This is a genomic window from Acinetobacter sp. FB (genome assembly GCF_056033405.1).
In genome coordinates this window covers 81721-94546 of record NZ_CM148502.1, presented here as the reverse complement: position 1 = coordinate 94546, position 12826 = coordinate 81721, and the positions used below count along the sequence as shown (strand labels likewise).

13 protein-coding genes are annotated in these 12826 nt (G+C 37.8%); 5 read left to right on the top strand and 8 right to left on the bottom strand.

Going from position 1 to position 12826, the window contains the following annotated elements:
* Nucleotides 1–134: 134 nt before the first annotated feature.
* Complete coding sequence (locus AC0JIQ_RS00425; RefSeq protein WP_346510168.1) at nucleotides 135–575, bottom strand: PACE efflux transporter; 441 nt, start codon at nucleotides 573–575, stop codon at nucleotides 135–137.
* Between the two features lie 94 nt (nucleotides 576–669).
* Between AC0JIQ_RS00425 and AC0JIQ_RS00420 the strand changes: the two genes are divergently transcribed.
* Nucleotides 670–1563: a LysR family transcriptional regulator gene (locus tag AC0JIQ_RS00420; RefSeq protein ID WP_474202305.1), complete on the top strand. Its 894-nt coding sequence runs from the start codon at nucleotides 670–672 to the stop codon at nucleotides 1561–1563.
* 489 nt (nucleotides 1564–2052) lie between these two features.
* Nucleotides 2053–2961 (top strand): LysR family transcriptional regulator, encoded by a 909-nt coding sequence (locus AC0JIQ_RS00415; RefSeq protein ID WP_474202304.1) that lies wholly within the window; start codon nucleotides 2053–2055, stop codon nucleotides 2959–2961.
* Between the two features lie 440 nt (nucleotides 2962–3401).
* Here AC0JIQ_RS00415 and AC0JIQ_RS00410 read toward each other — a convergent pair whose 3' ends face one another.
* Nucleotides 3402–3626, bottom strand: coding sequence for a hypothetical protein (locus AC0JIQ_RS00410; protein ID WP_126132631.1), 225 nt, complete (start codon nucleotides 3624–3626; stop codon nucleotides 3402–3404).
* Between the two features lie 203 nt (nucleotides 3627–3829).
* Here AC0JIQ_RS00410 and AC0JIQ_RS00405 point away from each other — a divergent pair, with 203 nt between their 5' ends.
* Entirely contained in the window at nucleotides 3830–4963 is a 1134-nt protein-coding gene (locus tag AC0JIQ_RS00405; RefSeq protein WP_474202303.1) for a GTPase, read from the top strand.
* A 109-nt stretch (nucleotides 4964–5072) separates the two neighbouring features.
* On the opposite strand, the gene asd is transcribed toward AC0JIQ_RS00405, so the two are convergent.
* The 3 genes from asd to pncB form a co-directional block, all read right to left on the bottom strand.
* Nucleotides 5073–5924, bottom strand: a complete 852-nt coding sequence (asd, locus tag AC0JIQ_RS00400) for an archaetidylserine decarboxylase (protein WP_474202302.1) — start codon at nucleotides 5922–5924, stop codon at nucleotides 5073–5075.
* A complete protein-coding gene (locus AC0JIQ_RS00395; protein ID WP_474202301.1) occupies nucleotides 5921–6769 on the bottom strand; it encodes a sulfurtransferase in 849 nt (282 codons plus the stop codon). Before AC0JIQ_RS00395 ends, asd begins: the two co-directional genes overlap by 4 nt.
* 101 nt (nucleotides 6770–6870) lie before the next feature.
* Nucleotides 6871–8076, bottom strand: a complete 1206-nt coding sequence (gene pncB, locus AC0JIQ_RS00390) for a nicotinate phosphoribosyltransferase (protein WP_474202300.1) — start codon at nucleotides 8074–8076, stop codon at nucleotides 6871–6873.
* Between the two features lie 151 nt (nucleotides 8077–8227).
* On the opposite strand from pncB, the gene dtd reads away from it, so the two are divergent.
* Nucleotides 8228–8668: a D-aminoacyl-tRNA deacylase gene (gene dtd, locus AC0JIQ_RS00385; protein WP_005157019.1), complete on the top strand. Its 441-nt coding sequence runs from the start codon at nucleotides 8228–8230 to the stop codon at nucleotides 8666–8668.
* 47 nt (nucleotides 8669–8715) lie between these two features.
* Here dtd and AC0JIQ_RS00380 read toward each other — a convergent pair whose 3' ends face one another.
* From AC0JIQ_RS00380 to serB, 3 genes are all read right to left on the bottom strand, one after another.
* Nucleotides 8716–9195, bottom strand: coding sequence for a hypothetical protein (locus tag AC0JIQ_RS00380; protein WP_004659770.1), 480 nt, complete (start codon nucleotides 9193–9195; stop codon nucleotides 8716–8718).
* 148 nt (nucleotides 9196–9343) lie between these two features.
* Nucleotides 9344–9679 carry a ciprofloxacin tolerance protein AciT gene (aciT, locus tag AC0JIQ_RS00375; RefSeq protein ID WP_004659768.1) on the bottom strand — a complete coding sequence of 112 codons (336 nt, stop codon included), beginning with the start codon at nucleotides 9677–9679 and terminating at the stop codon, nucleotides 9344–9346.
* Nucleotides 9680–10084: 405 nt separating this feature from the next.
* Nucleotides 10085–11305, bottom strand: a complete 1221-nt coding sequence (serB, locus tag AC0JIQ_RS00370; RefSeq protein WP_004659767.1) for a phosphoserine phosphatase SerB — start codon at nucleotides 11303–11305, stop codon at nucleotides 10085–10087.
* A 68-nt stretch (nucleotides 11306–11373) separates the two neighbouring features.
* Here serB and AC0JIQ_RS00365 point away from each other — a divergent pair, with 68 nt between their 5' ends.
* Nucleotides 11374–12669 carry a hypothetical protein gene (locus AC0JIQ_RS00365; protein WP_474202299.1) on the top strand — a complete coding sequence of 432 codons (1296 nt, stop codon included), beginning with the start codon at nucleotides 11374–11376 and terminating at the stop codon, nucleotides 12667–12669.
* Nucleotides 12670–12826: the final 157 nt, after the last annotated feature.

The following is a 12826-nucleotide window of genomic DNA, read 5'->3' as shown; positions in this document are numbered from 1 at the left end:
AGAAATCTCCCTTTCAAAATTAGATTAAAAATCCATCAAAAAGAGCGTATATAAATACGCTCTTTTTCAAATAATTCTGTGATTTTGAGATAAATAACAAATAGATAAAAATACATTTCAAATGAAGGAATGACTTAAACAGATACAGGTTTCGACTCCACCAAATGACTGGGTAAACCAAAGATATGGTCGAAAAGATAATTATAAACAAAGGTATAACAAGGTATTAGAACCATCAGGCTGAAATCTAACAAAAATGCTTTTATTAAACTGATCTGCATCCACCATGCAATGAGTGGAATCAAAATCATCACTAAAACAATTTGAAAGCCGATGGCATGTACCACCCGTCTCATTACTGTGCGTTTTTTGGAGATCTGCTTTTTTTCCCACATCTCAAATACATGGTTATAAAAGTAATTTATCGTCACTGCGATCACAGCAATCAAGATCGACAAAGGTCCTGTATGACTTATGCTTGTATCCGAAAGTACAGCCAGCACCATCGCACAGATGAAAAAGCTAAAAACTTCATAGAAAAATACGTAGGTGACTCTTCTCTTGGTTCCTTGCATGACCACACCTTAAAATCAATAATGAGTGGATTTTACCCTTTAAATTTGATAAAAAAAGTTAATCGTCATCAGATTTACTGACAAGGAAATTGTCATGAAACTCAGCAGTGATCAGTTAGAGTTGATTCTTGAAATCATTGATCGTGGTAATTTTTCCGCAGCAGCACGTGCCTTGAATCGAGTGCCCTCGGCTGTCAGCATGACGATTGCGAATCTCGAAGCTGAATTGAATTTAAAATTATTTGAGCGCAGTAAAAATCATCTCGCCCCTACCGAAGTCGCTCTTTCAATTGAACCTCATGCACGGTTGATTGTCACCAAAATGCGCCAACTTGAAATGCATTTAAGCGAGCTTTCGATGGGACTCGAAACTGATATTTCGATTGGGGTTGCTGCAGACGTCAACCAAAAGTTTTTATTGGCGGGAATTGAACAACTGATTCAACGTTATCCACTACTCAATATTGAAATGGTTTCAGCGCCTCAACAAGAATTAAAAGTGCGCCTAGAAAAAAATGAAATTGACTTATATGTTGCTTATAGTTCTTCAAATATTGATACAAACCAACGTTTTCGATTATTAGCGATGGAAAAGTTTGTAGCAGCCATTTCACCCTACAATGCACAGAAATTGAAAGAACAGCAGCGTAATGAACTCACCACGCTCTCTGAATTAAGACAAATTATTGTGGCGAGTAAACATTATGCTTTACCCGATCCACGCATTCTAGTTTCTGAAACCTATTGGACGACTGATAATTTGTCGATGGCAATTCAGATGGTCGAGCAAGGATTAGGTTGGGGAAATTTTCCCCTTTCTGTTGTGAAAGCGCATTTTAACCAGCAAAGTTTAGCTCGTTTAGCATTTAGTGATACGACCAATGGGTTAGATATGCCAATTCATGCGATTTGGCCAAGCTACAAACCGCTCAGCCAATCTCTGCAATTTCTTATTGAGTTTTGGGCAAAACAAATTCAAATCGAATAAAAAAAAGCCCGACATCCTGTCGAGCTTTTTTCATATTCCTTTCACTAGGTACAACTCCTGTCATACCTCACATCCTGATGCACAAACTTATCATTCTTGTTTTATGTTTTGGAACTTCCTGTTCCTGATGAATTGATATTAGACAATTCAATTAAAGCTGCAAATGGGATATTCACCTTAATCAATGTAAGAAAAAGCGTACATGATTAAATCTTAGATCAATTTATCAAATAGATTAAATCTAAGCTTGAACTTAAATGAATGCTGTTAATCACCCAATAAATTCATATGATCTATTGAACTCGTCATTCCCATATAAGCATCATAGCTTTGAGCGAGTAGACAAATGATAACAAAAGCGATCAATATTAATATTTTCTTTGTCATGGTCATCTTCAGTTACTCAAATAAAGAATCTATGAAAAAGGTATAAGATTTTTACCATCTAATCTAATATAGAAAAAACAAGCAATGATCTAATTTTGAGATATGTGGACATTAAAACAATTCAATTATCTAATCACGATTGTTGAAACTGGTGGCTTTATTGCAGCGTCAGAAAAGCTTTTTATTGCCCAATCAGCTCTCAGCAGGCAAATTAAAAATTTAGAAGAAGAACTGGGCTTTGAAATTTTTGATCGCTCAGAGAAAAAAATAAGGCTCACCCCTGCAGGTGAAGCACTATATAAAAGTTTAAAGACCAACCTTGATCATTTAAAAAGCTCGATTGTGAGTGCTCAAAGTATTAGTCGTGGTGAAGGGCGAATTATTAAAATCGCACATTCTAGTAGTATTGTGCTTGATCAAAATAAGCTCGAAATCTTTGAGCAGTTGTGTGATACACATTTGATTGATATTGAAATGAATACTTTATCATCTGAACTACAGCTCGAGTATTTATTAAATGGCAGCATTGACTTGGGCTTTATTCGCCCGCCGATTTATCACAATCTAAATGATGTAAATTCGATCAGTTTATACACTGCCCCTTTATACGTTGCTGCTCATAGCTCAGACTCCTTTTTCTATGAAAAAGAAAGTGTGACGATTCGAGAGTTAGCACAACTTAATTTTGTTTCTGTGCCTCATAAAGGACGTGGTGGGTTAAGCTATCTGGCAGCTAATTTATGTTTGGTTAATGGTTTTACTCCCAAAAGAACCAAAATCTATTCGAGAAAGAGGTCTCAACTGGAGTTAGTCGCGAATGGTTTTGGCATTTGTATGGTACCTGAGGAATTTAAAGTGATTCTTCCAAATAATGTCAGACTGATTCCTATTCATGATGAAAACGCATTGAGTGAAGTCAGATTAATCTGGAAAAAGGATGAAGACCAAATCATTAACAGTTGTGCAGATGCTATTCATGCTTATTACAATGCTAAGCAGATGAACTTTTAGAAACGTACTGAGTTTCAGATCAAATGAAAAAACCCGACATCCTGTCGGGCTTTTTCGTATTTCGCACTTTAGGTATAACTCCTGTCCTACCTCACGTCCTGATGCTCAAACTTATCATTTTTGTTTTATGTTTTGGAACTTCCTGTTCCTGATGAGTTGATATTAGGGAATTTAACTTAGGCTGAAAATGGGACATTGACGTTAATCGGTGTAGGAAATGGCTTACAGGGTTAGTTTTATGCTTGGTAAGAAATATCAAACATGCTTAAAAAGCAGCCGACTTATTTCTGAATCGACTTTTGGGTGCTTTTTAGGTTATGCTAAATTTATAAGCAATTTATTTAATTAAAATAATTAAGATTTAGTTCGAATAACACCCATTATGTTAAATGGAGCGATGAATGGGAAAAAAGTAATGGTATTCGTTTGTAGTGAAATTTTTATTTCTGAAAATATTTTAAAAAATCTCTAGGGTTATTTAAAAGGTCTTTTGGGTGCGTTAACCAATCTATTAGTTCAGCTTTTTTTAGAAAATTCATTTTTTCTTTACACTTTGCACAAGTAGGAATATCTAAGGGGCTAATAATATCTCGATGAGATGCGGTTACCTTTGTATTTTTACAAGTTGGACATTGCACTACATTTGAACTATGAATAAATGCCATAGAATATCACCTAAGTTAAGATACGACTGTTATGAAAATTATTGAATATTTCTGCTTAATATTTTAGATAGTTTGCTTGTAAAAAGTCTCTATAATAACGACATATTCTGTCGCAATAAGAATGTAAATTATTGATTTATTTATTCCATATAATTAATCTGAACATCAAATATTTTTTAATAAAAAGCAACTGAGGATTGGCTATGAATAGCTCTGTAGATGTAGATTTTGAAGAGGTAGCACAACAAAAACTAGATGAAGTTGAGGCTAGTTTTCATGAGAAAGTTACTGTTGCTATTATCGGAAAAGTAAGTGCTGGAAAAAGTTCCTTATTAAATGCCTTATTTCGTAAAAATAAAGACGATAAATTAGCTGAAGTTGGCGCTACTTCTGGGGTTACTACAAAAGTTAAACGCTTTAAATTAGGTGAAAAAGTTGAAATCCTAGATTCCCCAGGTCTTGGTGATGTTATTGATGAAAATAGTGCAATAACTCGACAAGCTATGTTAGATATCGATGTTGGTATTTTGGTTGTTTCAGATTCTGCGGATATCACACAGAAGAAACACTATGACGAGCTTAAACAGCATTGTAAGCAAGTATTTGTCGTATTAAATAAAATTGATCTTTATGACAAGAAAAGAGCTGCTTTAAAGGCTGTTGTAGATCAATGGAGAGACGCCTTAGGTTTGTCTCCAGATGAGCAAATTTTCCAAACTTGTGTGGATGGATATGATCCTGACTATGATACCGATTACGAATTAGATATCCGAGGAGTTGATGAGTTAAGGGATGCAATACTGGATTTTCTTCGGGAATATGGTAAAGATTTAATTTTAGCCAGAGAAATTGAAAGAAAATCTGTATTAGCAAGAAGAGTAATTTATACAGCATTGGCTGCGGTAGCTGGTGAGGCATTTATTCCCGGTAGTGCTGTTTATATTTCTGCGACTCAAGCCACTGCAATTATGTCTATACATTATATTTATACCGGTGAAGTTTTAAATAAGAAGTCTGCCCTTGCAGCCTTGCCATTATTTGCTAGTCAAAGTGCGGGAACAAATATTTTCCTTTGGGCTAAATCCGTTCTACCTCCAACAGGTGTTCTAGACGTAGCTGCAGCAGGTATAGCAACTGTTGTAACTTTAGCTATGTTAACTACAGTAAATTGGGTTTATGAGAATGGCTATAATCTTGATGATAAAACTGAGCTAAAAGATAAGTTTAATAGTATCTATAAAGTACTAAAAGACATTGGACCTCAAGAAATTTTTAATATTATTAAAAATAGGGATATTGATGCTATTAAAAAATTAATTGAAAAATTCGTAAAATAGTATGATTTTTTAAATTCCTCTAAAATTAACATAACACGCCTTATGCGAAATACGTAACAATAAAAAAGCCCTTGAAAATTGTAAAGGGCTTTTTAAACTCAACTCTAAATTAAATCGAATGACCTAAACGCTCACCCATCACCACACTCGAGTTCGCTTTAAACTGCGCTTCCCACACCATTTTATCTTTTTCAAATAAAACCACAGCAGTAGAACCTAAATAGAAACGACCTAACTCAGCCCCTTTTTCTAACTGCATTTGGTGATGTTGTAATTCAACACGACCTGTAGGTTTTACTTTACCCGTTGCAACAGTTTCAATGCCTGCCACAATCATTGCACCGACTAAGACCACCGCCATACGACCAAGTTCAGTGTCAAACAAACATACCATACGCTCATTACGCGCAAACAAACCTGGTACATTTTCAGCTGTAGTTTGGTTGACTGAGAACAACTCACCTGGAATATATAACGTTTCAGTCAACGTGCCAGCCAATGGCATATGTACACGATGATAATCTTTCGGTGACAAATAAACCGTTGCAAACTGACCATCAATAAATGGTTTTGCCAGTTGCGGATCGCCAATTAATTTCTCAACAGAAAAGCTTTGACCTTTGGCCTGAAAAATATCACCTGCTTCAATTTTACCCAACTGTGAAATCGCACCATCCGCAGGGCAAACAATACTATCCGCTTGTTCATCTACACCACGTACACCTTGTTTTAATGCACGAGTGAAAAATTCATTAAATGATTTATATTGATTCGGATTCGTTTGTTCAGCAATGCTCATATCAATGCCATATTTTGCTTTGAATGCTTGAATCACAGCAGTTTTCACCAAAACGTTTTCACTTGCGGCAACTTTGCCAATAACACGACTCAGTTGATGTTGCGGTACTAAATTTTGTGCTTTGATAAAAAGTTGTTTTTTTAAATCTGCTGAAAAACTCAAGACGGTGACTCCCCTGAAATAATAGGACTATCGAGGCGATTGCCCCATTCACTCCACGCACCATCGTAGGCTCTGACTTGCCAATTGAGCAATCTTGCCAATATATACGCCAAACCCGAACGATGATGTGACTGACAATACACCACCACAGGTTGTTGTAAATTAAAGCCTAATTGTTCTAAACGTTGTTGAGTGCGTTCAAGCGGGTGTAATTTTAGATGATTTTCACGGTTTAGGGCAGTACTCCATTCAAAATGCAATGCATTTGGGATGTGACCACCGCGTCGCGCAGCTAAACGTAGTCCAGTATATTCTTCATTAGTGCGACAATCCCAGAGCTGAATATTCTGTTGTTGAACCTGCTGAAGCAATTCATTGTATTCAACTCGATACAGTTGCAAGCTATTCAAATTAACTTGCACAAGCTCATTCACAGGGATAACTTTATCTATATCTGCTGTAGTGGGTAAGCCTGCCCCCAACCAAGCATGAATCCCTCCATTAATCAAACTGGTGCGGTTAAAACCAAGACAATGTAAATTCCAAATTAAACGCCCTGCCCACGCACCACCTTCATCGTCATAAACGACAATATGATGTTGAGATGAAATATTTAACTTTTCGACGAGAGCTTGTAAACCTGCTAGATCAGGTAATACCCCATTCGCCTGTTCATGCTGTGCAACCAAGAATTTAGGCTGTAAATGAATGGCATGAGGAATATGCAATTGTTCATAAACCGATGCTCGGCTTAAATCAACAACACGAATCAGCTCATGTCCTAAATAAGGTACAAGTTCTTCAGGCTCAATCAGTAAACCCAGTTTAAAATCTACATCAGTCATTTTTATGCTATTTTCTATCCGCATTGAATCAATTTTAACATAGCCGACTTTTTATCTTTGTCTGATTTTTTGCTTTCAATTAGCAGAAAATCAGCTATAGATTAGCTGACCTCTTCGATCTCAAACACCTGTCTTAAATATGCAAGGAAAGTTTCATTGTCAGTCATGGTTTTGCCCGAACTATCGGAAATTTTGGCCACCGATTGACCATTACACTCAACTAACTTCAATACAATATTCAACGGCTTCTGCCCCATATCATTGGTCAAATTGGTGCCAATCCCGAAACTCACTTGGAAACGGTCTTTAAAATACTGATGCAATAACCATGCTTTTTCTAAATTCAAACCATCACTAAAGGTCAACATCTTGGTCTTGGTATCAATCTTCAATTTGCGGTAGTGCGCATACGCTTTATCCCCCCATTCATAGGGATCACCACTGTCATGACGTAAGCCATCAAAGAGTTTGGCAAAGTACAAATCAAAATCACGTAGAAAAGCATCCATTCCAACCACATCGGTCAAAGCAATGCCTAAATCACCACGATATTCTTGTACCCATGCTTCTAGAGCCGCTTTTTGAAAATTACGTAATCGGACATCTAAAGCTTGAAACGCTTGTAAAAACTCATGTGCCATCGTCCCGATTGGGCTAATACCCAGCTCTTTAGCAAGTAAAACATTACTGGTTCCACGAAACACTTTTGGTGCAACCGCATGAAAGGCTTGTACCACATGTTTTTGCCATTCAAAACTATAACGACGGCGTGTGCCAAAATCCGAAACTAAAAATGGTGGATCACTCTCTTTTTGTTCTTTAGCATATTGTTCTAACTGAAGTAATTTCTGTTGTAAGCGACGTTCACCTTCTGCCAATACTTCATCGCTACGGATACGGCGGAAATACAATTCATTGACGATCGCCAATACAAAAATCTCAAACATCATGGCCTGAACCATCGGCCCTTCAATCCGAATATCCAACCGACCCGATTCATCAATACTGGCTTGGATAAAACGTCTTTTTAGCTGAAATAATTCAAGGTAATCAACAAAATCACTTTTAATGAAACGTAAAGAACGAAGATATTGCAACTCATCTTCAGCAAAACGCAATTCACAGAGTAAATCAAGCTGATGATTCAGATCTTCTAGAATCTCAACCAAAGGATAAACCGTATCTTCTAAGTTTCGACAGCGAAATAAATACACGCTATGCGTCTGTGGAAATTGATGCAGCACCACTTGTAGCATGGTGAACTTATATAAGTCAGTGTCGAGTAAAGATCGAATAATGGCAGACATAGCAGATGGTTATAACCGATTCTTTTGCATAATAGCTATTGTTATACAATCAATTGACTCGTATTGAATAGTAGACTTTTGCTGCACAACTCATTTTTATATGCGGTGTCTGTTACACTGCCTCACTCTATTTCACCTATTTTTTAATCTTATGCGCGCATTAATTCAACGAGTTCTAGAAGCTAAAGTCGTGGTTGAGGGTCAAACCACTGGCGAAATTCAGCATGGCTTACTCGTATTCTTAGGTCTAGGTAAAAGCGATACTTTAGAGCAAGGACAAAAGCTTATTGATAAGATTCTAAAATATCGAATATTTGATGATGAACAAGGCAAAATGGGGTGGAATCTAAGCCAAGCTCAGGGTGGACTCTTATTGGTTTCACAATTTACTTTGATGGCACAAACACAAAAAGGCTTACGTCCTGACTTTGGACCTGCCATGCCGCCAGCCGAAGCGAAAGCTTTGTATGAGCAATTGGTTGAGTATGCGCGTCAACAATTTGCTCATGTCCAAACAGGTATTTTTGCTGCTGATATGAAAGTTCATTTAATCAATGATGGGCCTGTGACTTTTAATTTAGAAATTGAATAAATGAGACATAAAAAAACTCCCTTTTAGGGAGTTTTTTTCAGGTTGGTTTATTTACCTGTTTTTTCTTTAATAAATGCACGTGCTTGGCGAATTTTTTCTTTTACTGGTTTTGGCACTTTCGGTGGAATCAATTTAGCTGCTTGGTTAAACCAAACTAACAAGCTGAAGTCACCTTCCATTTTAATGCTGCCATCTTGCATACCTGTCATGAATGCAGTTGGATCACCCTTCACCAAAGTTTTTACGCCTTGCTCACTTGAAGCAAATTGCAAAATAAAATCAGCTTTTTCAGGACTACCCGCAACCGTATCAATTTTGCCACGATTAACAATAATCTGACGTGCCAAACCTAAATCTGTACCAATTTGAATACGAAATTCACGGTCATGAACCAACTCAATAAACTTCGGGCTCGTACGTGCCAATTGCTTCATACGTAACGCCAAACCTGCCACTAATAGATCAAGTGGGTCAGTGCTTACATCAACGATCGGTAACTGAATCACAGGTAAAGAAGAAAGCTTCATGACATTTATGCCTACAGTATAATGATGAAAATTAAGACAACCGTATCCTAGCACAATTGTCCATATGTCTGTAAAAGCTTTGTTGCAGAAAGTTAGCACAAAAAAGGCATGCTGAGCATGCCTTTGATGTAGTTCAAATTATTATAAATTATCGGCTAGAACATTGTTGTTGGTCATCCTTGTAGACTGGCGTATGTTCAATATACTGACGTTTCGCCAATTGCTTTTGTGTTTGTTTGTCTTCACGTAAAAGTATAAATGTAACCGTTACCATCGCAAGGCTTAAGGCTGTCAAATAACTATAGGCGACCGACATTTCGAACATGGTTTGCATACCAAAGCGCACCACTTCTAATAGTCCCCAACTCAACATACCCGCTAGCATAAAGCCTAACCAACGACGATAAGGAGAAAAGAAAACAGCAATAACTGCGACAGCGATTAAGCCAAATCCAACCCACATGGTGAAATTCGCTGCTTCCATAGAAACCTCCGTCTTTAAAAGGTGGTTTGGATCGTGTCCAAACCTCATATTTGTTCTGTAATCTCTAAACAGTATTCGGTGTTGCATTAACGTCTTTATGCATTATGGAGGGTTTTTTATAGAAAAAAAGAGCTTGAAATTAACCATACGACACAAGGTGTCGCAATATGCTTTTGTCATTACATTTTTTTAAATTACAAAAGTCTCAAAGTGCTATATAGCATCAATTGCGGCGTGTCATTACAAAAAAATATAGCTCTTTTTAATCATTCAGAAACTTTTTTCAGAATTTTTTTATCGTTGTTTTTCTATACATTTAGACATAAATATGACGAATTAATGACGCTTGTAGAATAAATAAAACCGCTTCAAAGGCGGCTTTATTTACGTCTAAGAACTTGTGTATTAAGCACGATTTAAATCTTTATCATGCATACCCAATAAGTACAAAACACCATCTAAACCTACACTCGAAATTGCTTGATTCGCATTTTGACGAACGAGCGGTTTAGCGCGGAACGCCACGCCTAAACCTGCGATTGATAGCATTGGTAGATCATTAGCACCATCACCAACAGCCATCGCCTGCTCTAATGAGATTCCCATTTTATCTGCCAATTGACGCAATAATTCAGCCTTACGTGCGCCATCCACGATTGCGCCTTTGACTTCACCTGTCACCAACCCGTCTTGTACATCTAAAATATTGGCATGCACCTCATCAATACCCAGCTTTGCTTGTAAATATTCAGCGAAATACTGGAAACCACCCGATAAGATTGCCGTTTTATATCCCAATGCTTTCAGAGTCGAGATTAAACGTTCCGCCCCTTCCGTCACGGTTAAACGTTCTGCAATTTTAGGTAATACAGAGGCATCTAAACCTTTCAATAATGCAACACGTGCACGAAAACTTTGTTGGAAATCGAGTTCACCTTGCATGGCACGCTCAGTAATTTCAGCGACCTGTTCACCGACACCTGCTTCTAGCGCCAATTCATCAATCACTTCTTGTTCAATCAGGGTTGAGTCCATATCGAAACAAACCAAACGACGATTACGACGGTAAGCATTATCTTCTTGTACCGCCACATCAATATTCAGCTCACCTGACAAACTCAAACATGCAGCTCGCATCGCTTGTGCATCCAACATTTGCCCACTTAAGCCAAACTGAACACAGGCACGACGTGGAAATTGGCTTTCTGCATCGAGATCTAAACGACCAGATAAGCGTGTTACTGTTTCAATATTAAAGCCCTGACTCGATACAATTTTAGTGACTGCCTGCAAATGCGCAGCGGTAAGCTCTGGTGCAAGTGCCGTCACGATATAACGTGTACGCCCACCTTCACTCACCCATTGATCATATTCTGCGTTGGAGATTGGTTTAAATCGCACAGTTAAGCCAATATCATGTGCTAAAATCAAAATCTCTTTCATTGCTAATGCTGTTGCAGTCTCATTATCCGAAGCAACAACAATTCCTAAAGTGAGTTGATTATGGATAACAGCCTGACCCACATCGAGTATTTGCAAAGAATGCACGGAAAGTACCTGCATTAATCGAGTAAACTGATTCGGTTGATCTGGTCCTAAAAAGGATATAAGAATGATTTCACGCATGAATTGACTCGTGTTTGAGTGACAACTATTGTATGTAAGAATCATAACATAACCCAACCTAAATCTATTTGCCTTGGAAGTTTAACTTGAATGCGCCTCGCCAAGGGCTATTTGCTAGCCTACTAATTGTAAGTTTTGCATTGCATACCTTTTTATTGGTGATTGCAACGACACATCAACTCAATGAAAATCGCGCCAGCCAAGGACAACTGATGACCAGTCAGTTAGTGGCGGATAGTCTTTCAGAGTTGGAACCTGCCAATACCGTCTCATTAGCATTGGTTGCCAATCGCTATGCTACCAACCCCAGTATTGCTTCAATTCGTATCTTAGATGCCAATAAACAAGTCCTTGCAACCAGTGGTATGGCAAAGACGCGTCAAGGTGAAGTTTTTGTTCGAGATGCACTACAAAATGAAAAGAAAGTTGGAACGGTTGAAATTACGCTTATCCAACCAAGTATTGGTGAAATTTTACGCACGCAGTGGCTGGCGATTTTGGCATCTTTATTTATTCATGGGTTAATCTGGTTGGCGTATCGTGCCATTGCACGTCCAACACGTAGTGAATATTTAGCTCGTATTAACCAAGAAAATCATCTTAAACATGAAATTCAACGTTTAACTCAGGCTCTCGCACTTGAGAAGCAAAATACAGTCACGTTAGTTGCACAAGCACAGCAACAGGCAAAAGCACAACCAAAATCACGTATTGAAAAAGCTTCAACAGATCAACAAGTCAATTTAGATCATCAAACTGTCGCATTAAATATCCAGTTTTATGATCCAAAACAACTGTTGAGCAGTGTCAATCAATCGGTTTCTGTGCCTTATTTTAAACTCTGTCAATTGTTCTTGGATAAAAGCATTGATCTCTGTGCGAAACATTACCAACTCGATGCTGCACAAATGAACATCGTTCAAGAATTTAATGCCGAAGGCGCAACCTTGTCGACGACATCAGAACATCCTCATGCATTAGAATGCCTGATGATGATTGGTGCTGTTTTCCAGTTATTGGCAGATGTTTTATATAAGCGTTATCGTGAAGATAAACGTTTTGCACTACAAACACGCGGTGCGGTTGCTAGTGCTGTAGACGCGATGCAATTAGATGCCATTGAAGCAGCCAAGCGCTTAACTCAACACTTACATGCCAAAGAAGCAGCTTTACACCTCAATCATGAGCAACTCAAAACGGTTCAAAACAGTTATGAATTAGTTGTGATGCCAAATCCGAGTAGCATTATGACTCGTCATGCCTTTATGATTAATGGGATGAATGAGCAATGTGCTACCGTAGCACAAAATCTGCGCACTGAAATTTTGATGGGTAAAAAAGTAAAAGTTTCGACTGAATCTTAGGTCGATCGAATGTATCGGTTCGAATTCAAAATGCAACGCTCCCTTACAGGGCTATAAATGCCCATTAGGATAAAGCGTTGCTTTATTATTTGCTTGATTCACTTTTTTAATTGATAAAGAAGCACAGGCGAAATTTATTAAAATACGGTAAACTACA

Coding starts and splice junctions, on each gene's coding strand:
- AC0JIQ_RS00425 (WP_346510168.1), bottom strand. CDS start 575: ATGCAAGGAACCAAGAGAAGAGTCACCTACGTATTTTTCTATGAAGTT.
- AC0JIQ_RS00420 (WP_474202305.1), top strand. CDS start 670: ATGAAACTCAGCAGTGATCAGTTAGAGTTGATTCTTGAAATCATTGAT.
- AC0JIQ_RS00415 (WP_474202304.1), top strand. CDS start 2,053: ATGTGGACATTAAAACAATTCAATTATCTAATCACGATTGTTGAAACT.
- AC0JIQ_RS00410 (WP_126132631.1), bottom strand. CDS start 3,626: ATGGCATTTATTCATAGTTCAAATGTAGTGCAATGTCCAACTTGTAAA.
- AC0JIQ_RS00405 (WP_474202303.1), top strand. CDS start 3,830: ATGAATAGCTCTGTAGATGTAGATTTTGAAGAGGTAGCACAACAAAAA.
- AC0JIQ_RS00395 (WP_474202301.1), bottom strand. CDS start 6,769: ATGACTGATGTAGATTTTAAACTGGGTTTACTGATTGAGCCTGAAGAA.
- pncB (WP_474202300.1), bottom strand. CDS start 8,076: ATGTCTGCCATTATTCGATCTTTACTCGACACTGACTTATATAAGTTC.
- dtd (WP_005157019.1), top strand. CDS start 8,228: ATGCGCGCATTAATTCAACGAGTTCTAGAAGCTAAAGTCGTGGTTGAG.
- AC0JIQ_RS00380 (WP_004659770.1), bottom strand. CDS start 9,195: ATGAAGCTTTCTTCTTTACCTGTGATTCAGTTACCGATCGTTGATGTA.
- aciT (WP_004659768.1), bottom strand. CDS start 9,679: ATGGAAGCAGCGAATTTCACCATGTGGGTTGGATTTGGCTTAATCGCT.
- serB (WP_004659767.1), bottom strand. CDS start 11,305: ATGCGTGAAATCATTCTTATATCCTTTTTAGGACCAGATCAACCGAAT.